General features: G+C 70.6%; 20 protein-coding genes. 7 read left to right on the top strand and 13 right to left on the bottom strand.

Going from position 1 to position 24,653, the window contains the following annotated elements; genetic code table 11:
- Position 1: 1 nt before the first annotated feature.
- The 6 genes from flgK to ASF58_RS21690 all read right to left on the bottom strand — a co-directional run bounded on the left by flgK (position 2) and on the right by ASF58_RS21690 (position 6,956).
- A complete protein-coding gene (gene flgK / locus ASF58_RS21665; protein ID WP_055957437.1) occupies positions 2–1,897 on the bottom strand; it encodes a flagellar hook-associated protein FlgK in 1,896 nt (631 codons plus the stop codon).
- A gap of 106 nt (positions 1,898–2,003) precedes the next feature.
- Positions 2,004–3,245 carry a flagellar hook protein FlgE gene (locus ASF58_RS21670; RefSeq protein WP_055957440.1) on the bottom strand — a complete coding sequence of 414 codons (1,242 nt, stop codon included), beginning with the start codon at positions 3,243–3,245 and terminating at the stop codon, positions 2,004–2,006.
- Positions 3,246–3,396: 151 nt separating this feature from the next.
- Positions 3,397–4,722 (bottom strand): flagellar protein export ATPase FliI, encoded by a 1,326-nt coding sequence (gene fliI / locus ASF58_RS21675; RefSeq protein ID WP_055957443.1) that lies wholly within the window; start codon positions 4,720–4,722, stop codon positions 3,397–3,399.
- Between the two features lie 4 nt (positions 4,723–4,726).
- Positions 4,727–5,452, bottom strand: coding sequence for a flagellar basal-body rod protein FlgF (flgF, locus tag ASF58_RS21680; RefSeq protein ID WP_055957446.1), 726 nt, complete (start codon positions 5,450–5,452; stop codon positions 4,727–4,729).
- 6 nt (positions 5,453–5,458) lie between these two features.
- Positions 5,459–6,235 (bottom strand): DUF1217 domain-containing protein, encoded by a 777-nt coding sequence (locus tag ASF58_RS21685; RefSeq protein ID WP_055957450.1) that lies wholly within the window; start codon positions 6,233–6,235, stop codon positions 5,459–5,461.
- A gap of 169 nt (positions 6,236–6,404) precedes the next feature.
- Positions 6,405–6,956 (bottom strand): hypothetical protein, encoded by a 552-nt coding sequence (locus ASF58_RS21690; RefSeq protein WP_082513244.1) that lies wholly within the window; start codon positions 6,954–6,956, stop codon positions 6,405–6,407.
- Between the two features lie 141 nt (positions 6,957–7,097).
- On the opposite strand from ASF58_RS21690, the gene ASF58_RS21695 reads away from it, so the two are divergent.
- Both ASF58_RS21695 and ASF58_RS27565 read left to right on the top strand, forming a co-directional pair.
- Positions 7,098–7,391 carry a PilZ domain-containing protein gene (locus ASF58_RS21695; RefSeq protein ID WP_055957452.1) on the top strand — a complete coding sequence of 98 codons (294 nt, stop codon included), beginning with the start codon at positions 7,098–7,100 and terminating at the stop codon, positions 7,389–7,391.
- A gap of 330 nt (positions 7,392–7,721) precedes the next feature.
- Positions 7,722–9,011 carry a flagellin gene (locus ASF58_RS27565; RefSeq protein ID WP_055957455.1) on the top strand — a complete coding sequence of 430 codons (1,290 nt, stop codon included), beginning with the start codon at positions 7,722–7,724 and terminating at the stop codon, positions 9,009–9,011.
- 121 nt (positions 9,012–9,132) lie between these two features.
- On the opposite strand, the gene ASF58_RS21705 is transcribed toward ASF58_RS27565, so the two are convergent.
- The 4 genes from ASF58_RS21705 to ASF58_RS21725 all read right to left on the bottom strand — a co-directional run bounded on the left by ASF58_RS21705 (position 9,133) and on the right by ASF58_RS21725 (position 14,296).
- Positions 9,133–9,807: a response regulator transcription factor gene (locus tag ASF58_RS21705; protein ID WP_055957459.1), complete on the bottom strand. Its 675-nt coding sequence runs from the start codon at positions 9,805–9,807 to the stop codon at positions 9,133–9,135.
- 425 nt (positions 9,808–10,232) lie between these two features.
- Complete coding sequence (locus ASF58_RS21710; RefSeq protein ID WP_055957461.1) at positions 10,233–12,401, bottom strand: FUSC family protein; 2,169 nt, start codon at positions 12,399–12,401, stop codon at positions 10,233–10,235.
- Between the two features lie 266 nt (positions 12,402–12,667).
- Positions 12,668–13,408, bottom strand: coding sequence for an aquaporin Z (aqpZ, locus tag ASF58_RS21720; protein ID WP_055957467.1), 741 nt, complete (start codon positions 13,406–13,408; stop codon positions 12,668–12,670).
- A gap of 510 nt (positions 13,409–13,918) precedes the next feature.
- The gene (locus ASF58_RS21725) at positions 13,919–14,296 is read right to left on the bottom strand and encodes a hypothetical protein (protein WP_055957470.1); all 378 of its coding nucleotides are present in this window, start codon (positions 14,294–14,296) and stop codon (positions 13,919–13,921) included.
- Between the two features lie 419 nt (positions 14,297–14,715).
- Between ASF58_RS21725 and ASF58_RS21730 the strand changes: the two genes are divergently transcribed.
- From ASF58_RS21730 to ASF58_RS21740, 3 genes are all read left to right on the top strand, one after another.
- Positions 14,716–15,561, top strand: coding sequence for a PRC-barrel domain-containing protein (locus ASF58_RS21730; RefSeq protein ID WP_055957473.1), 846 nt, complete (start codon positions 14,716–14,718; stop codon positions 15,559–15,561).
- Positions 15,558–16,910, top strand: coding sequence for an MFS transporter (locus tag ASF58_RS21735; RefSeq protein ID WP_055957476.1), 1,353 nt, complete (start codon positions 15,558–15,560; stop codon positions 16,908–16,910). Before ASF58_RS21730 ends, ASF58_RS21735 begins: the two co-directional genes overlap by 4 nt.
- 256 nt (positions 16,911–17,166) lie before the next feature.
- On the top strand, positions 17,167–18,933 hold the full coding sequence (locus ASF58_RS21740) for an ABC transporter ATP-binding protein (RefSeq protein WP_055957479.1): 1,767 nt from the start codon (positions 17,167–17,169) through the stop codon (positions 18,931–18,933).
- Between the two features lie 390 nt (positions 18,934–19,323).
- On the opposite strand, the gene phaZ is transcribed toward ASF58_RS21740, so the two are convergent.
- Entirely contained in the window at positions 19,324–20,538 is a 1,215-nt protein-coding gene (gene phaZ, locus ASF58_RS21745) for a polyhydroxyalkanoate depolymerase (protein ID WP_055957482.1), read from the bottom strand.
- A gap of 374 nt (positions 20,539–20,912) precedes the next feature.
- On the opposite strand from phaZ, the gene ASF58_RS21750 reads away from it, so the two are divergent.
- Together ASF58_RS21750 and ASF58_RS21755 are read left to right on the top strand one after the other, a co-directional pair.
- Positions 20,913–21,569, top strand: a complete 657-nt coding sequence (locus tag ASF58_RS21750) for a glutathione S-transferase family protein (RefSeq protein WP_055957486.1) — start codon at positions 20,913–20,915, stop codon at positions 21,567–21,569.
- 221 nt (positions 21,570–21,790) lie between these two features.
- A complete protein-coding gene (locus tag ASF58_RS21755) occupies positions 21,791–22,060 on the top strand; it encodes a hypothetical protein (RefSeq protein WP_055957488.1) in 270 nt (89 codons plus the stop codon).
- A 125-nt stretch (positions 22,061–22,185) separates the two neighbouring features.
- Here ASF58_RS21755 and ASF58_RS21760 read toward each other — a convergent pair whose 3' ends face one another.
- Both ASF58_RS21760 and ASF58_RS21765 read right to left on the bottom strand, forming a co-directional pair.
- Positions 22,186–23,619, bottom strand: coding sequence for an ATP-binding protein (locus ASF58_RS21760; protein WP_055957491.1), 1,434 nt, complete (start codon positions 23,617–23,619; stop codon positions 22,186–22,188).
- A 10-nt stretch (positions 23,620–23,629) separates the two neighbouring features.
- Positions 23,630–24,358: a response regulator gene (locus ASF58_RS21765; RefSeq protein WP_055957686.1), complete on the bottom strand. Its 729-nt coding sequence runs from the start codon at positions 24,356–24,358 to the stop codon at positions 23,630–23,632.
- Positions 24,359–24,653: the final 295 nt, after the last annotated feature.

Raw genomic sequence — 24,653 nt, forward strand, 5'->3', positions numbered from 1 at the left:
TCTATCGCACCGCATCCATCAGGGTTTTCAGGAGATCGTTCACGAGCGTTAGCAGCTTGGCCGAGGCCGTGTAGGACCGTTCGAGCGCGAGGGTGGACGCCGTCTCGTCGTCGGTGTTGACGCCGGTGGCGTTGGAATAGGCGTCGGAGGCGCGGGCGAGCAGCGTCGACTGGTAGTTCGACTCCGCGGTGGCAGCCTGCCGCTTGCCCGCGAGCCAGCCCACGGAGGCGGTCGCGAAATCCTGGAGACTGCCGCGGGTGGGAAGGCCCGCGGAAGCGTCGAAGGAGCGGTCGGCCGTCACGAGCGAGGCCAGCGTCCGCAGGCGGTCGGCGAAGGCGTTGCCGCCCGTGGCCGCCGGGTTCGACCGGTACCCGGCCCCCGCGATGCCGCCGTCCCGCAGCAGGGCGACGTCGCCGCCGCGCTGCGGATCGACCGAGGCGTTGATCCGGAGCCGGGCCGCCAGCCCGGTCGCGGCGAAGGGGCCGCTGGGGACCGATCCGCCGGCATCCGCCACGAACAGGCCCGCCGCCCGCGGCGGGACACCGAACGCGACGCCGAAGCCGACATCGACCAGCATCCTGCCGGACGTCGGCGCCATGTTCTGGACGGTGAGCCGCGCGGCGGCCCCCGTGGCCGCCGCGGTGGTGAAGGTGAGGCGCCCGGCGGTGTCGAGGCCGGCGGTCACCTTGCCGGCGAGCGAAGGCGTCGCGGTATCGGCGGCGATCCGACCGTTGATCGCCGCGACGAGCTCGGCCGGCGTCACCTTGGACAGGTCGGCCGCCGCACCCGCCATCGTGCTCGCATTCAGCACGATCTTGACGGCGGAGCCGTCGGCGAGGCTGAGGGAGAACGCCACTTCCTTGGCGCCGCTCAGATCCGCCGTCCCGGCCGTGCCCGCGGCGGCACCCGGGCGGAAGGCTTCCGTCGTCGCCAGGGCGGAAAGGCCGCTCACCTGGCCCGTGGACTGGTTCAGGACGCTGGTCCCGATCTCGGAGAAGGCGTCGACGAGGTTGGCGGCGATCCCGTCGAGCTGGGATTCGTAGCGAGTGGCCACGCCGTCGCGCAGTTCCGCCAGGCCGGCGATGCGGCCGGACTGCACCGGCATCGGGGAATTGGCGCCCGTGACCGGCACGCCGTCGACGATGACGGCGCCCCCGGTCGTGCCGGCCGAGAAGGCGGGGGTGGGCGTGAAGGAGACGCGCCGGGCGGCGCGCTCGAACAGCGGGACGCCGCTGTCGGTGTAGATCGCGACGTCGTTGCCGGCGCGCACGACCGTGGAGATGCCGATCTCCTGGGACAGGCCGGCGAGGATGCGGTCGCGGTCGTCCAGGGCGTCGGTCACGTCGCTGCCGTTCGCGGTCCCGCGGGTCACGACCTGGTTGGCGGCCTCGAACTGGGACAGGAGGTCGTTGATGCGCGAGACCGACTCGGCGAGGTCGGCGTCGGCCTGCATGCGCACGATCTCGACGGCGGCCGCGCTGTTGTTCAGGCTGGTCGCGAGGTCGCGCGCCCGGTCGACCGCGTCGCGCGCGAGCGCCACGTCGTCGGGCTGGTTGGCCGCGGCCTTCAGGGCGGCGTTGAGGGCGCCGAGGCGCGCGGCCGGAGAGGTGCCGTCGCTGGTGTCGCCGATGGTGCCCTGGAGGGTGGTGAGACCACCGAGCACGGCCTCGCTGGCGGCCACGGAGGAGGTCCCGGCGAGCTTTCGGTCGAAGAGGGCGACGTCGGTCGCCCGCTGGATCGAGACCGCGCTGCCCCCGCCGGCCGCCACCAGGTTGGCGATCTTGCGGCTGTAGAACGGATCGCTCGCCCCGGCCGTGTTGCGCGCGGCGACGGCGATTTGCGCCGAGGTCGCGAGCAGCGAGGTCCGGGCGGAGTTGAGGGCGAGGGCGAGGCCCATCGGGGATATCCTGGAAAGGGGGCGGGTGGTGGGCGACGGGAGCCGCCGCACCGGGAGGCGCGGCGGACGGGGCCCGGAGGCCCGGGCGCCGAAGTCCTGTCTGGCTTCAGCGCTTGAGGTTCATCAGGGTCTCGAGCAACTCGTTGCCGGTCATGAACACCTTCGAGTTGGCGGTGTAGACCGTCTGCGACTCGATCATCGAGGTCAGCTCGGAGCTGACGTCGACGTTGGACTGCTCCAGCGCGCTCGCCTTGATGGTGCCGAGGCCGCCGAGGCCGGCGAAGCCGATCTGGAGGTCGCCGGAGTTCAGCGAGGGCAGGTAGACGTTGCCGGCGCGCGGTTCGAGATTGTCGGGGCTCTTCACCTCGGCGACCGGGATCTTGAAGGCTGCGAGGCGGGTGCCGTCGGCGTAGGTGGCGTAGACGAGGCCGTCCGAGCCGAACTCCGTGCCGGTCACGGCCGAGGGCGCCTTGCCGTTGGCCGTGCCCTTGAGGGCGTCGGCACCGGCGAGCTGCGTCATGCCGCTCATGTCGAGGGAGAAGGGCTCTCCGCCGGGAATCGTGAAGCTCGTGGTGGTCGGGCCGGTCAGCTTGCCGTTCGCGTCGAACGCGAGCGTCACCGGCGGCGCGGTCAGGGCGGTCCCGTCCGGGGCGTAGACCGATGCGGTCCAGGTGTTGGGGAGGACCGGAGGGGTGGCGGCCGGATCGACGGGCGCGTGCTTCAGGTAGATGTCGAGGGTGACGCTGTTGCCGAGCTTGTCGTAGGTGACGAGCGACGTCTTCTTCGAATAGTTCGTCGGCGACAGGGCTCCCCCGAGCGCCGGCGTGTCGGCAGCGAGGTTGCCGCCCATCGTCGCCTTGGTGGAGGGCGTCGCCCGCAGGCCGAGGCTCGCCATGTTCACGGGCACCAGCCCGTCGGTGCTGTTCAGGGCGGGCGTCGGATCCTGGCCATCGACGAGGCTGTAGCCCATCAGGGTGAAGCCGCCGGAATTGATGAGGTTGCCCGTCGGACCGTCCACCACGAAGTTGCCGGCGCGGGTCAGGTAGGACGCCTTGTTATCGTCCTGCACCACGAAGAAGCCGTTGCCCTGGATGGCGAGGTCGGTCTTCGACGAGGTGAAGGTGACCGGCCCCTGGCTGCCGATCGACCGGCGGATCGTGGTCTCGACCGCACCGGAGGTGTAGTTCGCCGTGGAGCCGCCGTCGATCAGCAGGGACGAGAACTCGGCCGCCGAGCGCTTGTAGCCCGTGGTGCTCGCGTTCTGGACGTTCTCGGCGACGGTGGAGATGCGGTTCGACTGCGCATTCATGCCGGAGACGCCGGTGCGCAAAACGCTGATGAGACTCATGACGTCACCTCGAAATCGGGGGCCGCGGCGCGGCGCGGCGGTTCGGCGGGCACTAAAGGAAGACAGGCTTGCGCGGGGCTGGGTCGCCGCGCGCGCGGGGGATGAACGGGAGGAAACGGAGCGGAGGGGGCCGCGGGCGGCATGATCCCCCTCACGTCCGCAGGAACTGCGCGAGCTCCAGGAACGCGTCCTGGCTCGCCGCCATGCCGGGTTCCTGACGCAGGGCCTCGTAGATCCGCGGAACCAGGAGGATGGCCTGATCGAGCTCGGCATCCTCGCCGGCGCGGTAGCCGCCCATCAGGCGCAGGTCGCGGGTTTCCTCGAAGCGGGCCATCATGGCCTTGAGGCGCCGGACGAGTTCGCGCTGCTCGGGCGTCCAGACCTCGGAGGCGAGGCGCGAGATCGACCCGAGGAGATGCATCGCCGGATAGCGGCCCTGCTCGGCGATGGCCCGGTCGAGGACCACGTGCCCGTCGAGGGTGCCGCGGATCGAATCCGCCACTGGGTCGTTGTGATCGTCGCCGTCGACCAGCACCGAGAAGACGCCCGTGATGGTGCCGGCGCCGTCGAGGCCGGGGCCGGCCCGCTCGAGGAGGCGGGGCAGATCGGAGAACACGCTCGGCGGATAGCCCCGCGCCACCGCCGGCTCGCCGGCCGCCAGGGCCACGTCGCGGGCCGCATGGGCGTAGCGCGTCACGGAATCCACGATGAGCAGCACGGATTCGCCGGCGTCGCGAAACGATTCCGCGATGGCGAGCGCCATCTTGGGCGCCTGCCGGCGCATCATCGGGCTCTCGTCCCCGGTGGAGACGACGATGACGGCCCGGGCCCGGTTGGGCGCCATCGCCCCGTCCAGGAATTCGCGCACCTCGCGGCCGCGCTCGCCCACCAGGGCCACGACGACGCTGTCGAAGCCGGTGGCTCCGGCGAGCATCGCCAGCAGGGTCGACTTGCCGACGCCGGAGCCGGCGAAGATGCCGATGCGCTGGCCGAGGCAGAGGGGCGTGAACAGGTCGAGGGCGCGAACCCCCGTGCGCAGGGGCTGCGTCACCCGCGCCCGTTCCATGGCGGGCGGCGGCGCGGCTTCCAGCGGCACGGCGCGGGCGCCCGGGACGAGGTCGCCGAGGCCGTCGATGGGACGCCCGAGGGCATCGATCACCCGGCCCTTCCAGCTCGGATCGGGGCGCAGGGTCGGGTCGCCGAGGCGATAGGCCAGGGTTCCGATCCCGGCCTCGATCCGGGCATCGAACGGCTTCACCGTCACGCCGCCGGCATCCACGCGCACGACCTCGCCGATCTGCTCGCGGCCATTGGCCCGGAAGCCCATGCGGTCGCCGAGGGTCATGAACGGCGCCACGCCGGCGACGCGGGCCGCGCTGGCGGTGACCTCCTGGATCGGCCCGCCGACGCGCACCAGGGGCAGGGCCTCGCGGCCCGTCGCCAGGGCCGCGCCGAGGCGGTCGAGGACATCGGGCATCGGCTCAGCCCTGCGGGCTCAGGGAGCGGATCGCCCCGGAGAAGGTGGTCTCGGTCTCGGAGCTGAGGGTCGCGGCGCTCTCGAAGGCGCGCTGGATGGTGATGAGCTTCGTCATCTCCAGCACCGGGTTGACGTTGGCGCCCTCCACGAAGCCCTGGACCATGCCCATGCGGGTGAAGTCCTGCACCGGGGTCGCCGGCAGGCTGGTGCTGACGCCGTTCGGCTCGGCACGGGTGAGCGTGCTCTTCGGGTCGAGGGTGAAGAGGCCGATGGCGCCGACCTGGTTGATGCCCTGGGAGACGCTGCCGTCGCGCCCGATGGTGGGCGGACCGGCCTGCGGATCGAGCAGGATCGGCGCGCCGCCGGGATCCAGCATCGGCTGGCCGGTGAGGTTGCGCAGCTGGCCCAGCGCATCCATCGTCATGCGGCCGTCGCGGGTATAGACGGGGCCCTTGGCACCGCGCACGGCGAACCAGGCCTCGCCCTGGACCGCCACGTCGAGGGGGCTGTCCGTCTTGATCGTCGGTCCGGCGCGCTGGGAGATGTAGGTGTCGCCGGAGGACGCGAAGGCGATGGCGCCCTTGGTGGCCTGGGCGAGGAGCGCGGTGAACTTGGTGTCCTCGGCGCGGTAACCGCTGGTGGAGAGGTTGGCGACGTTGTTGGCGACCGCGTTCAGCCGCTTGTCCATCGCGATCTGCGCGGAGAGCGAAACGTAGAGGGCGTTCTGCATGGCGCCTCAGTTCCCCGTTCGGATGCGCTGGAGGCTGAGCAGCAGGCTCGCGTCGAGCCCCTGCGTCGACGAATCGGCGAACAGGTTGAGGATGGGCGCCGAGGCGGCGTTGTTCTGGGCGTCCCAGATCGCGGTGAAGCGCTGCACGAAGCGCTGCAACTTGTCCGGGTCCTTGAAGCTCGCCAGATCCACCCGCTTCTCGATGATCGCCGCCTGGCTGGCGATGCCGTCCGCGCTGGACCCGTCGGGCAGTCCCAGGACGGTCTTGACCACCTGCGACAGGGCCGGGTCTCCCAGCACGCCGTAGCCCGAGGAGACGGTGGGCGCCTTGCGGGCGAAGTACAGGGCGAGACGCACGCCGGCATCCTCGCTGCCCGCATCGGTTTCCAGGGTCTGGCGCAGGTAGGCGGTGGTGGTCTCCGAGGTGGCGGCGGCCCGGGTCGTGGCGGCCGCGCCGTAGGTGTCGAAATCGAAGGCGCTGGCGAAGGCGACGTAGCGGTCGTCGGCGAGACGGTTGGCGAAGGCCCTCGGGTCCAGGACCCCCTCGGTCAGGACCTTGCGCATGAAGGCCTTGGCGTAGGTCATGTCCTCCAGGCCATAGGCCTTCATCGCGTAGGTGTAGAGGCGCCGGTCGCCGAGGAAGTCGTCGATGGATTTCACGTCGCCGATCTTGGCCTTGTAGTAGGCGGTCTCGCGGGCGACGTCGGGCTGTGCGGCCTTGCGCGCCAGGGTCGCGTCGAGGTCGCGGGCGATCAGACGGTAGCTCGTGAAGGTGCTCGTCATGGCAGGACGCGATCGCTCGTGCGGCGCGGTGGCATCGCCGGATGGAAGGATGGGGGCGGACACGGCCGGCCCGGGAAGGCTCCCGGCAGCGGAGCCAGGGCGGCGCCCGTCTGCTCTAGAGCGCATGGCTTGCGGCAGGCTGGTGCCGGGGCGGGGCCTCGCCCGGACGTCACAGCGGGGACGGCCCGATGATCGTCTCCGAGGTGATCACGACCCAGCCGGACCCGGTGGCGCGAATGGAGAGGATGCGGCCCGCGCCCGGCAGGACGGCGCCCGGCACGACCTGGCGCAGGCCCTCGGGGCCTTCCACCAGGGCCGCGCCCTCGGTCACCCGGCGCAGGACGTAGCCGCGCGCCTTCGCGGGGGATTCGCTCCGCTCCTCGTCGGATTGCGGCGGGACGGGATCGGGCAGCGCGCCGGTGGTGGTCGGATCGAGATCGAGGGCCGCCTCGCGGGTGGGGGCGACGGTTCGCTTCCAGGCGAAGCCGCCAGCCACCGCCGGCAGGAAGGGCTGGACCGAGTAGGTGTTCGTCGCCCCCGTGATCGCGTAGGCCGCGAAGGTGCCGGAGACGACGGCGAGGCCGAGGCAGATGCCGATGGCGGCGCGCTCCACGGCGGCGGCCCGGGACCGGCGCAGGACCTCGGCCCCGGCCGAGGGACGGGTGTAGCCGGGACGCGGCGAGAGCGGGGTGGCGGCGCGACGGGAGAGGGTCGTGGTCATGGCCATCGCAAGAGGAAGCCGGCGGACGTCACTGAACACTCCCATGTTATAGTTACCAAAGCGTTAAGGCTGGGTCTGGATCGACAGTCCGGACACCCGCTGTTAAGCCTGCGCGCAGGTTGCAGACAGGACAGCGGGACGATGGCGGATTGGCAGGAGGCGGTTGCCCGGGGAGACCGGCCCGCGCGCACGCCCGCGCCGAAGCGCTTCCGCGTGATGCAGCAGGGCCGCATCGTCCTCGGCCCGGAACGGCTCGTGGCCTGCATCGTCCGGGACCTCTCGCCGAAGGGCGCCAGCCTGCGCCTGCCGCGCCCGACCCCGCTGCCCGAGCGCTTCGACCTCGTCATCGCCGGCCACGAACTCCGGACCGTCGCGGTCCAGCTGCGCTGGCAGCGCGCCGACTTCGCCGGCGTGACCTTCCTGACGCAGGACTGAGAACAGGCCCGACGCACAACCCAGACTGGCATTCGGTGCATCCGGGACAGGCCCGGGCGATCGGCCTTAAGCTCCTGCTAAGTCGGAGCGGGCATAGTCGCCTCATCGGCAAGCGACTGTCCCGGATCGGGACGGAAGCCCCTCGATACGAGCGCGGTGGATAGGTTTCGTGGACCTATAGACATGATGTCGTCCCACCGGTCCGGTGAAAATCCGGGATGTATGAAGCAATACTAGGACCTCACTCAGGGATCCCTATCGCCCTCGCGGCGTATTGCTCGGCGACGCACACGAATTCCTTGTAATTCCTGTCAACCGGACATCCTCGCAATGACCAGCCTGCTGACCAACAACGCCGCCATGACGGCGCTGACGACCCTCAAGAACATCACGACCCAGCTCGACGTGACCAGCAACCGGGTCTCGACCGGCCTGCGCGTGTCGTCCGCGGCCGACAACGCCGCCTACTGGTCGATCGCCACCACCGTCCGCGCCGACAACGGCTCGCTCGGCGCCATCAAGGACGTGCTCGGGATCGGCAGCTCCTCGATCGACACGGCCTATAACGGCATCAACGCCATCATCGAGAACGTGAAGAACCTGCGCAACCAGCTGACCTCGGCCCTGTCCTCGAACGTGGACCGCGCCAAGGTTCAGTTCGAAATCTCGGCGATCCAGTCGACCATGAAGGCCACGGCCGACTCGTCGGTCATGAGCGGGCAGAACTGGCTCTCGGTCGACTCGTCCAGCGCGAAGTTCGCAGCCACGCAGAAGATCACGGCCGGCTTCTCCCGCGACATTGCCGGCGGCATCAAGTTCTCCGAGGTGTCGATCAACGTCGGCAACGCCGGCGGCCTGAAGCTCTACGATGCGGGCGCGAGCGCCGGTACGTCGGGTAAGGTCACGGCGGCGGCCTCCTTCGGCCCCACCACCGATGTCTCGACCGCGATCGCCTTCTCGGTCAACGCCGGCGGCGGTGCCGTGACCGTCACCCTGAATGCTGCGAAATTCCCCGCGGCCTCGGGCTTCGACCCGACCAAGGTCACGAGCGATCAGATCGTTGCAGAGATCAACAACCAGCTGGCGGCTGATCCCAAGACCAACGGCGCCGTGACGGCGAGCCTGGACGAGGACGGCCGTCTCCAGTTCGAGACGACCAAGCTCGGGGCTTCCGCCTCGGTCGTCGTGACCTTCACGGCCGCCGGCCTCGGGTTCGGCACGACCGCTCAGACGGGTACCGGCGTCGCCGGAACTGCGGCCTCCAAGGGTATCCTGGACAGCGTGGATGCGATCACCGGCAAGTCGGTGAGCAACATCGATATCTCCACCGCCACCGACGCCCAGGTGAAGGCCTACATCACCCAGGTCGACAAGGCCCTGGCCGCCATGACCAACACCGCGACCTCGCTCGGTTCGAGCAAGAAGCAGGTCGATGGCCAGAAGGCGTTCATCGACACCCTGATGAAGGCCAACGACCGGACGATCGGCACCCTCGTCGATGCCGACATCGAGGAGGAGTCCACGAAGCTCAAGGCCCTGCAGACCCAGCAGCAGCTCGGCGTGCAGGCCCTCAGCATCGCCAACTCGGCCAGCCAGAACGTCCTCTCGCTCTTCCGCTAAGCCGCACGGCGCCCCCGGAGGATCCGGGGGCGCTCCACGCGAAAAAGGCCACGCGTCCGCGAGGAGGCGTGGCCTTTTTTCGATTCCGGAGGGTGCGCGACCGCGACGGGGCCCGCGCGGATCAGCCCACGAAGGTGTAGCCGGCCAGCCGCTTGGCCTCGATCGGGTCGTAGCCGAGGCGCATGCGCAGCTTCTTGCGCAGCTTGCTAATGTGGCCCTCGACCACGCTCTCCTCCACGTCGGTGCCGTGGTCGGCATAGACCGCGGTGAAGATCTGCGCCCGGCTGAGCTGCCGGCCGCGATGGCTGGCGAAATACTCGAGGATGTGCCGCTCGCGGCGCGGCAGGATCAGGCTGATCCCGTCGATCTCCGGGTCGCGGCCGTCGGAGAAGACCTTGAGGCGGCCGCTGCGATCCTGGGCGGGGGGCGCCTGGATCTCGCCGCGGATACCGCGCCGGCGGATCGCCTCGGCCCGGGCTAGGATCTCGCGGACATGGACCGGGCGGCGCACGACGTCGTCGATGCCGGCGGTGAAGAGGTCGAGGGTCTGCTCCAGGGAGCGGGTCTCGTTGAGGGCGATGATCGGTGCCTGGGAGAAGCTGCGGATCGCGGCGGTCCGGCTGGCGCGATCGGCGCATTCGCCGAGCACGATCCCCTTGAGGGCATCGGCCGGGTTTCCGGCGAGCCAGGCCAGGAAGTCGTCAGCATTGGTGCCACGCGCCGGAACCGATTGCGCGTTGAAGCCCGCCACGTACTCGGCGGCAACCGAGTGCCGCTCATCGACAACGATATACATTCCAGCGCCCCGCCGAAAACGAACTGTTATGCAAACCCACCGGACGATCACCTGGGAAGCGGAGCGACTTCGTTGTTCGCCCTTGATACCCAAGCTTTACTTGATGATGACTTCGCAGCGACATCTCTTTGGGGGGATGTATTTGCTGCCGTCCGGCGCTTTGCGTTAAGAATGTTTCTTTAAGGAAATGGTTAATTTTGAATTAAGTGAATCGGCGTCCTGTGATCCCGGGCCGATTTTGGGGCGTTTGGCATACCAGACGTGCCTCCGGAGGCGTCGGATGTGGCAAATCGATCACGGTTTCGCGAACGGCCGGATCCGATTCCCCGCGCCGTACGAATCGCGCGAGCAGCATGCGGGACCTGTTCGGAGCGCCGACCGCGACGGCGGGCGCCGGGCCGAGGGCCGCGCGCCGGGACCGCGCCTCAGGCGCTCCGCGCCGCGGCGGGGGCCAGGGTCTCGCCCAGGAGTTCGATCTGGGCGACGAGGCGGGTCAGGCCTTCGCTGCGGGGAACCGAGGGCATCGGCGGTGACGTGCCCTCGCCTTCGCCCCCGAGGCTCGACAGGGTCGCGGTGATCCAGCCGCTCCAGGCCGCGAGCGCCTCGGGTTCGGCCACCTCGACGGCGTAGCGCAGGGCGGTGAGACGGGCCGAGATCCGCCGCAGGGTGGCGTCCGCCACCATGGCGGATTCCACCTGCGGGTGTCGCCCGGCCCGGGGCTGCTGGAGGGCGCGGGCGAGGGCGGCTTCGAGGTCGTTGAGGGCGAGGCCGGCACCCCGGGCGGCCTGGGCCCGCAGGCCGCTGGCCTCCGCTTCGGGCCCGGCGCAGAGCACCGCCCGGGCAAAGGCCGCATGGGCCCGCACCGCCTTGCGCAGTTCGATGCGTACCTGATCGGGCTCCCAGATCGGCCAGAGCACGAGGGCGCTGGCCACCGCGATGAGGCCGCCCAGGAGGGTGAGGAGGGCGCGCATGCCCGCCACCTCCCAGGAGCCGTGCCCGGGCTCCACCACCTCGACGAGGAGGACCACGAGCGGCGTCAGGCAGGCGATGAAGACGCCGTAGCTCACCTGCCGGGCGGCAAAGCCGATGATGCTCAAGGGAAAGACCAGGGCGGCCAGGGCCAGGGGCGAGGTGGCGAAGCTGGCGAGGATGGCCCCGATCAGGCCGCCGAGCACCGTGCCGCCGATCCGCTCCAGGGCCCGCTGCCAAGTGGCGGCGTAGAAGGGCTGCATCGTCAGCACCACCGTCATGGTGAGCCAGTGGGCGAACGGCCCGGCCCAGACGAGGGTCGCCCAGAGGGCGGGGGCCGCCACCACGGTGGCGCGCACGGCGTGGCGCAGGTTGGCGGAGGCGACGGTGAAATTGGTGCTGAGCGGCCCGAGGAGTCGGGTCCCGAGGGGGAGGCTGGCCCGGCCCAGCAGGGCGCCGCCGGGCCGGTAGCCGTCCGGCGTCGAGAGTTTCGCGCCGATGCGGACGCGGTCGAGGATGCGGGTGGCGAGATCGTGCAGCCCGCGGTCATGGGCGAGGCGCCGGGTGCTCCGGTCGATCGCCCGGTCCAGGCGGGCGAGGTCGATCACGCTGTCGTCGCGGATGGCCCGGGCGATCACCCCGAGGAGCGGACGCAGGCGGCGCAGGAAGCGGCGGGCCATCCGGCGCCGGCGCGGGTCCGGCTCGCCCTCGATCAGGTCCGAGACCGCGATCAGGGCGGCGAAGATCTGCTCGGCCGCCTCCAGGCGGATCAGGGCCTGGGCCGTGCGGTCCGAGATGCGCTCGCGGCTGCGGGCGAGGTCGACGATCACCGTCCGGGCCTGCTCAATCGCCTCGCGCACACCCCGGCGGTGGGCCCGGGCATGCCGGTCGAAAGCCTGCAGATCGAAGGTCTGGCGGTCGAAGATCTGGCGGGCCCCGCCCCGGGCGGCGGCCTTGGTCTCGGAATTTTCCGGCCAGGCGAGATTCTCGGGCCAGGTCAGGGAGGCGAGATCCTCGAGATCGTCGCAGAGGCGGGTCAGGCGGCGCCAGACCTCGGCCACCGCGCGATGCGTCGGGCGATAGGGATGGAGGCGCCACAGGAGGAGCGCCAGCAGCGTCGCCCACAGGCCTCCGGCGCTGAAGACCAAGCCCGCCACCAGGGCCTGGTCAGGGGTGAGCGGCCGGTCCAGGGCAAAGCACAGGACGAGGACCAGGACGTTGCCGGCGGCCTGGGCCTGCACTCCCCAGACCCGGGCGTAGGTGCAGCCGAAGATGACGATGCCGGCGAGCGGCACCACCGGCAGCGGCCCGAGCGGCTGCATCAGGCCGAACAGCCCCCAGATGATCCCGCCGAGGAGCGAGAACACCGTCAGCACGAGGAGGCGCGAGCGCATCGGGCCGCCCGCATCGGCGAAGCAGGCGAGGTTCGCCGCGAGCGCCACGGTGAGGAGCGGCGGCCAGGGAAACCCTTCGTGCAGCAGGATGACGAGGCCGAAGGCCAGGGCCGCCCGCACCCCGTCGACGAGGCTGAGGCCGCGGGGATCGAGGCCGATCGGCAGGCGCGTGAGGTCGAGCCCCGGATTGGTCAGCGTCCCGCGGCCCCGCAGGAAGGCGGCCGCGCGCACCCGCCGGCGTCGGCTCCCCTCGGGGCCGGTCGGGGCAGGCGTCGACGGGCCGGGGGTAGACCGGGTGGGACTGGACCGGGTGGAAGGGGGCCGGGTGGAGGACGAAGGCATCGCGGACGAGCGGAACTCCCGGCGGGCGCAGGCCTGCCGTACCTCCGCGATCTAGGGCGCATCCGTCTCGCGTGGAACCGCCAGGCTCGGCACGGGAGCCCTGCGCGACGCGGGAGCCTTCCGTATCCCGCAGGGCGAGACGCCGGTGCCCGAGGTCAGATCGCGCGGCCTTTCTCGACCACCGTCGTGTTCACGACGTCCGCGGGCTCATAGAGCCAGCGCGTCATGGCGCCCGCCGCCATCGCGCCGACGATCGGCGCGAGCCAGAACAGCCAGAGCTGCGCCACGGATGCGCCGCCCGCGATCAAGGCCGGACCGGTGCTGCGCGCCGGATTGACCGACGTGTTGGTCACCGGGATCGAGATCAGGTGGATCAGCACCAGGGCGAACCCGATCGGGATTCCGGCAAAGCCCGTCGCGGCCCCCTTCGAGGTGGTGCCGACGATGATGACGAGGAAGAAGAACGTCGTCAGGAATTCGGTGATGAGACAGGCCGCGAGGCTGTACTGGCCCGGGCTGAGGTCTCCGTAGCCGTTCGCGGCGAATCCGTTCGGGAGCCAGCCGGCCTTGCCCGAGGCGATGGAATAGAGGACGCCGGCCGCCAGGAGCGCGCCCGTCACCTGGGCGACGATGTAGGGCAGGACGTGCTGGTTGGCGCAGCGCTGGGCCGACCACAGCCCGAGGGTCACGGCCGGGTTGAAGTGCCCGCCGGAGATGTGCCCGACCGCGTAGGCCATCGTCAGCACCGTGAGGCCGAAGGCCAGGGCGACCCCGAGAAAGCCGATGCCGAGGTCGGGAAAGGCCGCCGACAGGATTGCGGCACCGCAGCCGCCAAAGGTCAGCCAGAACGTCCCGAAGACCTCGGCGGTCGCCCGCCGCATCGTGTCGTGATCCATGACGCCGCCTCCCGCTCGCGTGGTCGCGAGGCGCTCGTCCCGTGGCGGGTTCGCCGCCACCGCCGGCACGACGCGAGATCGAATCCCCTGCGTCGCAGAAGCGGCGCAGGATCGCGGATGACACGGCCGCAGGATGACAGCAACGACACTGTAAACTCAAATTGTCATATCTCCGACCGGCTGCGGAGATTGGCCTGTTTTCAGTGTTCGGCGACACTGAACCGGCGCGAAGACTGGGCAGGACTGACGAAGGCCGCTGCGCGAGCGATCGCCGGAAGGCGGTGTCCGTCCGGCACAGCTGTGGGTCCGCGCCGTTCGGACGCCGCGCGCCCCGTACTTCCTTCCGCGCAGGGCGGGCTGACAGGCCGGTTTCAGCCGGGCCGGCGGCGCGTCCCCGCGCAAGTCTGGCCCAGGCGAATCTGGCGAAGGCGAGTCCGGACCGCGTCGCGGGGCCAAAGCGCCGGACCCGACCGTTCGGACCGTCAGGCCGCGGCCGTCAGGTCCCGGCCGTTAGAATTTGCCGCCGAGACCGACGCTGCCGCTCTGCCCCATCTGGGGGGCGAGGCCGCCGGAGCTCGACCGGGTCGTGGTCTCGCCCTCGATATCCTCGCGGCGGATCCGGCGCTCCTCGTTCGCGGCCGCGCGGGTCTGGCCGCCGGCGGCGGTCGGCACGTTGAGGCGGCGGGTCGGCGAGGTCTGCAGCGGGCCGCCGTCGGGATCGACCTCGGCGGAGCGGCTGCGCTGGGGGCCCGGCACCGCGCCGCGCATGGAGGGCGGCGGCCCGATTTCCGTCTCGGGCATCACACCGCCGCCGCCGCCGAGCGCTTGGCACCCGGCAAGCGCAGCGGCAACGAGCGCGACGGCGCAAACTCTGGACGGAAGGGACATCGGTTCTGGTCCTCGGCAACACCGGCGACCGCATTCGGACGCCCACTCAAGCTAATCGCCTCTGTACGACGCAGTTTTGTCGAAAACCAGACACGCTCTGGTGCGCAAGAGCATTGCGGCCACGCTTGGCGCAATGCCAGAGTGCTGGGATCGGAACGAAGATCGGTCGCAGCCCGGTCCGTTTCTTGCGCGCGATCGCGTCGTCCTGCTTTCGCCGGGGTCGGGTTCATCCATCCCCGGGGATCGCAGGAGGGACGCCGCTCGCGGGTCCATTCCTGTCGCCCATCCACAACTTCGCCTTGGTCCACGCGCAATGAGGCCGGAGCCGCCCGTCAGGCGGAACCCGCCGCCCAAGCTGCCATTGTGTCAGGCCGGCGAGTCGCACCACTCGGGGAACGCGCGTGTTCAGAACTGTCCGGATGATCGCCACTGCGACGATCACCCTGTTGGCCGCCTCCGCGGCCGCCGAAACCCCGGCCGCGCCGGGCAAGGACGCCGCGCCGAGCTCCGGCGAGGTGACGACGGGCGCGTCCGCGCCGCCGGCCTCCGCCCCCGGGGCTTCCGCCCCGGCCCCGACCCCGCCGAACCAGGCGCAGCCGGCGCAAGCCCCCGCACAGCCCGCGCCGGTGCCCGTCCAGCCGGCGGCGCCCGGAACCCCACCCGTGGCCGGCCCGCCCGCACCGAGTGCGCCCGCCGGGGCGCCCGCGACGGGCACGCCCGCCACCGTCCTGGACACCCAGGATTACGAGGGCGTCCTCGGCAAGGCCGTGCGCAGCTCAACCGGCGAGGATATGGGCCGGATCATCGACATCATCCTCGACAAGGACGGGCGTCCGCGCGCGGCCATCATCGATTTCGGCGGCTTCCTCGGGGTCGGCTCCCGCAAGATCGCGGTGGACTGGCGCGCCATGCGCTTCACCACCGACGGCAAGGCGAGCCGGCCGGTCCTCCAGCTCAGCCGCAACCAGGTTCGCGTCTCGCCGGAATACAAGCCGGGCGAGCCGATCGTGGTGCTCGGCCCGGCGAGCCCGGCCGCCCCGGCCGAGGGCGAGCAGGCCGCGGCACCGGCCCAGGGGCCGGTCGCCCCCCCGGCAATCGTCGCGCCGCCTCCGGCCTCCAGCGCCGCCCCGGGCACAGCGCCCACCCCGACCACAACACCTGCCGCGACCACAGCCCCTGCCGCGCCGGTGCCGCCCGCCCCGGCCGCCGCGCCGATGCCTGAGAGAGCGCCGGACAAACCGGCCGAGAAGTCGCCGGATCGATGACGGTTCCGCTTCCGAAGGATCGCCGGGCGCTCAAGCCGCGGGAGGTGGCGCGTCCGGAGTTCCGGCCACGGCCGCTCCCGCGCCGCGACGCCCTCACGGACGACGTCCCGCCGGGGACGGCAGCGGAGAACCCGGCCGACATGAAGGTGATCTCGCGCCGGAGCACGCGCGGCCTCGACGGGTTCGCGTTCTTCGTGGCGAACCTCCAGACCGGCTTCGGACCGTTCCTGGCCGTCTACTTCACCCAGGCGAAGTGGACGCAGTCCGATATCGGCTTCGCGCTGACCGTCGGGAGCCTCGTGAGCCTGCTCGGCCAGGTGCCCGGTGGCGCCTTCGTGGACGCCGTGCGCTCGCGCCGCTTCGCCGCCGGCTTCTCGGTCGTGGCGATCGCGCTGAGCGCCTTCGCGCTGGCCATGTGGCCGAACTTCCTCGTCGTGCTCCTGGCCATGGCCGCCCACTCGGCGGCGAGCTGCATCCTCACCCCCGCCATCGCGGCGATCAGCATCGGCCTCGTCGGGCATGCCCGGGCGGGCGAGCGGCTGGGCCGCAATGCCAGCTTCTCGGCCCTCGGCAATGCCGTGGCCGCCGCCGGCATGGGCGCCTGCGGCTACTACCTCTCGAACGACGCGGTGTTCTACCTCACCGCCGCCCTGATGGTGCCGACCCTGATCGCGCTGTCGCGCATCCGGCCGGAGGAGATCGACGGGCCGGCCCACGCCAAGGCGGCCGGGGCCACCGGCGCGCCGCAGGGCGAGGCCGGCCTGCGCGCCCTCCTCACCAACCGCGCGCTCCTGTGCTTCGGGGCCTGCATGACCCTGTTCTTCCTCGCCAACGCGGCGATGCTGCCGCTGGTGGGCAGCATGCTGACCCTGCGGGCCAGCGAGACCGCCACGGCGCTGATCGCCGCCTGCATCGTCGTGCCCCAGGTCGTCCTCGCGGTCTCGGCGCCCACCATCGGGCGGCTGGCCGAGCGCTGGGGCCGTCGCCCGCTGCTGCTCCTCGGCTTCGCGGCCCTGCCGATCCGCGGACTGCTCTTCGCCTACGTCGACAGCCCGGAACTCCTCGTGGCGGTCCAGATCTTCGACGGCATCTCGGCGGCGGTGTTCGGCGTGATGGTGCCCCTGGTGGTCTCGGACGTCACTCGCAGGACCGGCCACTTCAACCTCGCCCTCGGCGCGGTCGGCACCGCGATGGGCATCGGCGCCGCCCTGTCCACCTCGCTCGCCGGCGTGATGGCGGATCGGCTGGGCAGCCACACCGCCTTCCTCGGCCTCGCGATCGTGGGCTTCGCGGCCTTCGCCCTCGTGGTGCTCATCATGCCCGAGACGCGCCGCGACCCCGCGGTGTAACGTCGGGCGGGTCCAAAGACGGATCCGCGCGGCATCGAATTCGCTTGCCGCTCAAGCGATGTTCAGGTTTGCACGCTAAAACGCGCAAACCTCCGCCCGACACTGCAACGCTTGCGTTTGCTTCGCGTTGCGAGTTCGGGGGGCTCCGAAACCTGTGTGGGGCACGCGCGGGAAACCAGGGTCCGCGAGGACGCCTTAACAGAAGCCGGTCCACCCAACGTCCGGGCGGACCCTCGAAACCGGGACGGTCACCGTGATGGAAGACCTCTGCGTTTATGCCGATAGGCCGTTCGCCTTCGTGGGACGCTATCTGCGCCGACGCGCCCTGCCGCACCTCGTCATCCTGTGCGCCGTGCTCGGCGCCGTCGGATTCTCCGTCAGCACGGACTACGCGCTGAAGGGCGTGGTCGATGCCCTGAGCAAGGGACCGGATGCCGGCCTGATCTGGGGCGCGCTCGCCCTCCTCATCGCCTTCATCGCGGCCGACAACATGCTCTGGCGCGTGGCGAGCCTCGTCGGCTCCTTCACCTTCGTGGGCGTGACCGGCGACATCCGCCGCGACCTGTTCCGGCACATGACCGGGCATTCGCCGACCTTCTTCGCCGACCGCCAGCCCGGCACCCTGGCCTCGCGCATCACCGCGACCTCGAACGCGATCTTCACGGTCGAGAACATGTTCGTGTTCAACGTGATGCCGCCCTGCGTCGCCGCCTTCGGCTCGATCCTCTACATCGGCACCGTCAGCCTCACGATGGCGCTGGTGCTCGCCGGCATCTTCGCCGCCGTGGTGCTGCTGATGTTCAAGATGGCGGCCGCCGGCAAGCCGCTGCACCACGACTTCGCCGCCAAGGCCGCTTCGGTCGACGGCGAGATGGTCGACCTCGTCGGCAACATGCCGCTGGTCCGCGCCTTCTCGGCCTTCAAGCGCGAATACGTCCGCTTCGACGGCACCATCGGCCAGGAGATGCGCTCGCGCCGCTCCTCGCTGCTCTACCTCGAGAAGCTGCGCATCGTACACGCGATCCTCACGGTGCTGGCGGTGCTGGGCCTGCTCTACTGGGCGATCAACCTGTGGGAGAACAAGCAGGCCACCAACGGTCAGGTGGTTCTGGTCTGCACCCTCGGCATCCGCATCCTCGCCGCCACCCGCGACCTCGCCGTGGCGCTGGTGGACGCCACCCAGCACACCGCCCGCCTCTCGGAGGCGCTCCACACCCTGCTGCAGCCGCACGACCTCATCGACCACCCGGAGGCGGAGCCGCTCTCCGGCAGCACGGGCGCCGAGATCACCTTCGACCACGTCGCCTTCTCCTACCCGGACGGCCGCGGGGTGTTCACCGACTTCGACCTCGTGATCCAGCCGGGCCAGCGCGTTGGCCTCGTGGGCAAGTCCGGCGGGGGCAAGTCGACCCTGTTCTCGCTGCTGCAGCGCTTCTACGACGCGCAGGGCGGGCGCCTCCTGATCAACGGCCAGGACATCCAGCGGGTCACGCAGGAATCCCTGCGCGAGGCCATCACGGTGGTGCCGCAGGACGTTTCGATGTTCCATCGGACCTTGCGCGAGAACATCCGCTACGGCCGGCCCGACGCCTCCGACGAGGATGTCTGGAAGGCGGCCGCGGCGGCCCATTGCACCGACTTCATCGAGGCACTGCCGGAAGGCTTCGACACCATCGTGGGCGACCGCGGCGTGAAGCTCTCCGGTGGCCAGCGCCAGCGCATCGCCATCGCGCGGGCCATCCTCAAGGATTCGCCGATCCTGCTCCTCGACGAAGCGACCTCGGCTCTCGACGCCGAGTCCGAGGAGGCGATCCGGCACGCGCTCGCCAACCTGATGGAGGGCCGCACGGTCATCGCGATCGCGCACCGTCTCTCGACCCTGAAGGACTTCGACCGGATCGTGGTGCTCGAGGGCGGCCGCATCATCCAGGACGGCTCGCCCGACAAGCTGACCCACCTCGACGGCTTCTACCGCGAGCTGATGAAGAAGGAATCGATGTCGATGTCGCTCGCGGCCGCCTGAGGGCCGGTCTTCCGCGGTTCGGTCGGGGGGTCCCCGCTGGCGCAGGGCCGGGTTCAGACGGCGAGGAAGTGCGGTCGCCGATACGGATGATCGTCCCGACATCGTTCCCGCAGCACCGCGTCATCCTGGGGCCGCGCAGCGGAGCCCGGGATCCCGATACCCAGGTGGTGCAAGATCCGGCGCTGTCGTGCGGTTCGGGTGTCCGGGCTCGCCTGCGGCGACCCGGAATGACGGCGCGGTTCACGGGCCATCGCCCTGCCGGCGGGGCGAGGGCGTGGGCACCATCGGCGTGCATTGCCGGCCCACTGACCTGCGTCACGCCCACCGAGCCACCAACGGCGTCGGCCGGCGCGAAACGGGGGCGGATGAGAACCGCCCCCGGGGTCGGCGTCAGTTGTGCGACTGGATGAAGTTGCGCACCAGCGGGTAGGTCTGGGTCTCCCACTTGCGGCCCGAGAACACCCCGTAGTGGCCGACGCCGGCCTGGAGGTGATGGCTCTTCATGTGGTGCGGCAGGCTGGTGCAGAGGTCGTGCGCCGCCATGGTCTGGCCCACGGCGCAGATGTCGTCGCGCTCCCCCTCGACCGTCATGAGCGCGGTCTTGCGGATGGCGCCCATGTCGATCGGATTGCCGCGATAGGTGAGCTCGTTCTTGGCCAGGGTGTAGTCCTGGAACACGGTCTTGACCGTCTCGATGTAGAACTCCGCCGCGAGGTCGAGGACGGCGAAATACTCGTCGTAGAAGCCCTCGATCTGGCGCGCCTTCTCGGTCTCTCCGTTGGCGAGATGCCAGAACAGATCGGCATGGCCCTGGACGTGGCGCTTGGCGTTCATCGAGACGAAGGCCGAGACCTGCATGAAGCCCGGATAGACCCGCCGTCCGGCGCCCTTGTGCCGGTCGGGCACGGTGGCGATCAGGTTCTTCTCGAACCACGCGATCGGCTTCGAGGTGGCGAGGTGGTTCACCGAGGTCGGCGAGATCCGGCAATCCACCGGGCCGGCCATCAGCGTCATGCTGCGCGGATGCGCCACGTCCTTCGAATGCGCCATGACGGCCGCGGCGGCCAGCGCCTGCACGGCCGGCTGGCACACGGCGACGAGATGGGCGCCCTCCCCGATTACCCCGAGGAACTGCACGAGGTGGTCGACATAGTCGTCGAAGCCGAACGGGCCGGCGCTCAGCGGCACGTCGCGGGCATTGTGCCAGTCGGTGATGTAGACGTCATGATCGGGCAGCAGGGTCCGCACCGTGCCGCGCAGCAGCGTGGCGAAGTGGCCCGACAGGGGCGCCACCACGAGGACGCGGGGCTGATCGGTGTCGATGTCCTTCTTGAACCGCAGCAGCGTGCCGAACGGTGTCGCGAACGCCGCCTCCTCCGTCACCGGCACCTCGCGGTTGCCCACCATCACGCTGTCGATGCCGTAGGCGGGCCGTGAGAAGGTCAAGCCGGCCCGCATCATCATTCGGGCGCCGGCCGACCACCAGCTCAGCGGCTCCCGGAAGCCGGCCGCGGTCCAGGGCGAGACGGCGTCGTGGACGAGCCGTCCCCAGGCGCGCGTCTGCTCAGCCAGGTCCGACTGGGCATCGAAGGCACGATAGAGCATGCAGCCCGAACTCCTACGCGAACGGTCAAATCGCAGAACGTCCGCGGCAAGCGGGCGCGACGGCAGAGCCGCCGACGATGGGGCGCTAGGCTGCGGCAGGCGGGTCTCGGACGCAACGGTCTTAACGTGTGATATCCTGCGGTTGTTGTGCGTATGCATCACCTCGGATGTGTCGCGTTTCGCGTCGGAATAACTGGTGAACATCGCGCCGCCGGGTGTCGTGACTGTGAAAGGTCAACCTTCGCGATGGGAAAAGGCTCCCGCGTCGGTGGATCCTGCGCCGAGCGCACCGGAAACATCCTGCCTGTCGGGGCTGCGGGCGGCACGAGTCTTGGATCACGTGTCGGCGAGGGACCACCAGGGGGGACGGACCGATGCCCGCGGCAACGCTGACGATTTCAAGCCGGAACTACTCGTCGTGGTCGCTACGAGGCTGGCTGGTCTGCCGCATGGCCGGCCTCGACTTCGAGACCGAGCTCCTGTCGGGGAACGACGCCTCCACCCGGGCGGAGCTGCTGCACCTGTCGCCCTCGTTCCTCGTGCCCCGCCTGGTCCACGGCGAGATCATCGTCTGGGACACCCTCGCCATCGCCCAGTATCTCAACGAGATCCGTCCGGAGGCGGGGTTCCTGCCGCGCAACGCCGTGGCGCGGGCCCATTGCCGCTCGATCTCGGGCGAGATGCACGGCGGCTTCATCAACCTGCGCTCCGCGCTGCCCATGAACCTCAAGGCGCGCCACACGAACTTCAAGATCTTCAATGGCGCGCGCGGCGACATCGAGCGCATCATCACGATCGTCGACGAGTGCCTGGGGCGCTACGACGGCCCGTTCCTGTTCGGCGAGACCCCGAGCCTTGCCGACGCCATGTACGCCCCCGTCTGCACGCGGTTCCGCACCTACGACGTGAGCCTGACGCGCCGGACCGAAGCCTATCGCAACACCATCCTGGCCTGGCCGCTGATGGCGGAATGGGCGGCCGAAGCGGCGCGGGAGCCCGACGAGATCGAGGAACTCGACATGGAGTTCTGAAGCGCCGAGTTTCAAAGCGCCAAGCTCCGCTCCGAAGCGCCAAGCTCCGAGGCGCGCCCACGTCGAAGCCGCACCGGCGCGGGAAGCCTTCGGCAGCGTCGCCCGCCGTCAAGGTGCGCGGTGGCACGTCGTCCCGGTCGAGCGCTTCCCATATCACTCTCATCGCAGTCGAGACGCAGAGACATACGGTTCTCGTCTCACACAGGAGTGATCATTTTCCAATGAACCATCGTCTTTTCGCCCTCGTTGCTGCAACTGTTCTTGCTGTTGCGGCCCCGGCGACCGGCAGCTTCGCGCGCGATCGGGTTGCACCGGCCTACGGCGATGTGCCGGCCTCGCGCTACGACGACATCACGACGGGTTCGATCCGCTCCTACGACGCCCCGGTGACCGGACGTTGCGCGGACAATTCGGCGAGCCAGGGCAATGCCAACCAGCAGAACTTCCCGGTCCAGCAATATGGCCAGACCTCGGGCGGCCCGCGCTGCTGACGCCCTGATGACGTGAGGCAAGCCGGCGCGAGGCGCACGGCTTCAGAGGAAGGCCCGCCCGCGAGGGGCGGGCCTTTTTCGTGTCTCCCCCCGGAGCGATCACGCCACGGGATTGCTCGGCGTGGTCACTCGGCGGCAGCGCGGTGGTCCGTATCGAGCGCAACGCTCGGCGCGGTGGCCGGGGCGGAGGCGGCCCGCGGCAGCTCGATCCGCGCCGTGAGACCGCGCGGGGTCCGGTTGCGCAGGGTGAAGCGGCCCTCGTGCGAATCCGCGATGGCCAGCACGATGGACAGGCCGAGGCCGAAACCGCTGGCCGTGTCGAGGTTGCGCGCCCGGTCGCCGCGCACGAAGGGCTGGAGCATGGCGTCCCGCTCCGCCTCCGGGATGCCGGGGCCGTCGTCACTGACCTCCACGGCGACACCGCGCTCGGTTTGGGTCACGGTCAGCCGCGCCGCGCCGCCATACTTCACCGCGTTGTCCACGAGGTTCATGATCGCGCGCTGCAGCTCGTCCGGCCGGCCCTGGACCAGCACGTGGCGGGTCTCGTCGACCCGGACATCGGCGCCGATATCGGCGAACTCGTCGGCCACGGTCTGGACGATGGAGGCGAGGTCGACCAGCATTTTCGCGCCGCCTTCCGGGCCGTGGCCGTCCCGGACGAAGGACAGGGCCGCCTCCACGAGGCCGTTCATCTGGTCGAGGTCGCGCAGGGTCATGGTCCGGGCGTGATCATCCTCGATGAACTCGGCGCGCAGGCGCAGGCGCGTGATCGGGGTGCGCAGGTCGTGGCTGATGGCCGCGAGCATCTGGGTACGGTCGTCGATCAGGCGTCGCACGCGGGCCCGCATCCGGTCGAGGGCGCGGGACAGGGTGACGACCTCGCGCGGTCCATTCTCGGGCAGATCCACGAGGTTCATGCGGGTGCCGAACACGTCCGCGGCCTCGGCGAGGCGCGCCAGGGGCGCCGTGAGCGCCCGCGTGGCCCAGAGGCAGATCAGCGAGACGGCCACGCCCAGGAACACGAAGGTGAAGATGATCGCGCCCTGCCGCATGGGCGGGCGGTCGTCGTCCGGCACCAGGGCGGAGAGCCGGGCGCCACCCGGCGTCGCGATGCCGACGCGCACGCCCGCGGTCGCATCCGCCGGGCGCCGGACCGCCCAGAGGTCGGTGATGGCGAGGGGCCGCCCGAAGCCGTCACGCAGGCGCTGGACCATGGAATGGTCGCCGATCCGGTCGCCCGCGGCCGTTTCGGGGCCGGCAATCTCCGGGACGGTGCCGTCCCAGGCCTCGATCCGCAGGGTGGGCAGCATCCGGGCGGCATTGGCGAGCAGCGCCGGACGATCCGCCGGGCTCGCGCCGTCGAGGAGGCGGGAGACCGTGGCGAGGCGGGTGGCGGCCACGCCGGGATGGTCGTCGGGCCGCCAGGGCTCGCGCAGGGTGAAGAACGCCAGGGTCGCCATGGCGTGCGCCAGCACCACGGCGGCGACGATGAGCAGGGCGATCTGCCCGGCGACGCTCGCGGGGACGAGGGCGCGCAGGCGGTTCCACGGGGCCTTCACGAGCGAGCCTTCATGTGCGGGTGACCTCGGGGGTGAAGAGGTAGCCGCCGGAGCGGATGGTGCGGATGATCTCCGGGTTGCGCGGATCCTGCTCGACCTTCTGGCGGATGCGACTGATCAGGACGTCGATGCTGCGCTCGAACGGGCCGGCGGCGCGCCCCTGCGTCAGGTCGAGGAGCTGATCGCGGGAGAGCACCCGGCCGGGACGCAGGCAGAGGGCGTGCAGCAGGTCGAACTCCGCCCCCGTGATGGCGATGCGCGCCTCCTCCGGGCTGAGAAGCTGGCGCAGGGAGACGTCGAGGGTCCAGCCCAGGAAATGCAGGCGACGCACGCCCTCCTCCGCCTCGGCCTCCGGGCCCGAGCCCCGCCGCAGGATCGCGCGGATGCGGGCCAGGAGCTCGCGCGGGTTGAACGGCTTGCCGAGATAGTCGTCGGCGCCGATCTCGAGGCCGATGATCCGGTCGATCTCCTCGGCCTTGGCGGTGAGCATCAGGATGGGGATGCGCGAAGTGGCGCGCAGGCGCCGGCACAGGCTCAGGCCATCCTCGCCCGGAAGCATCAGGTCGAGGACGACGAGGTCGACCCGGGCGTCGGCCAGGACCTTGTCCATGGCCGCCCCGTCCCCGGCGAGGCTGACCCGGCACTCGTTGGCGCGCAGGTAGCGGGCGACGAGGGCGCTGATCTCGCGATCGTCTTCCACGAGGAGGATGTGCGGATGGGTCGTGGTCGTCTGCGTCATGGTCCCGAGCATCGCGGCTCCCTCCGCATCCGGGGCCGGCGCCCGGACCCCATGCGGATCTGTCAACGCGCGAGTATGCGCCGACGCGCACGGAGTTCGAAGGGCCGGCGCGGCGGGGATTTGTAAATGCCTGTTTCGGACCGCCCCGCCGGACAGGGCCGGAAACATCCCCGTCGGGGCTCCCAAAGCACCGGCGCGGATTGCCGGGACGCCCGGGGATTCTTATGTCGTGGCGCACAGGCGCCGGTCTCGTGGCCGTCACGGACGGATGGCGGCCTCACTGCTCCCGGGAGAC

It is taken from the genome of Methylobacterium sp. Leaf125 (assembly GCF_001423085.1).
GTDB lineage: Bacteria > Pseudomonadota > Alphaproteobacteria > Rhizobiales > Beijerinckiaceae > Methylobacterium.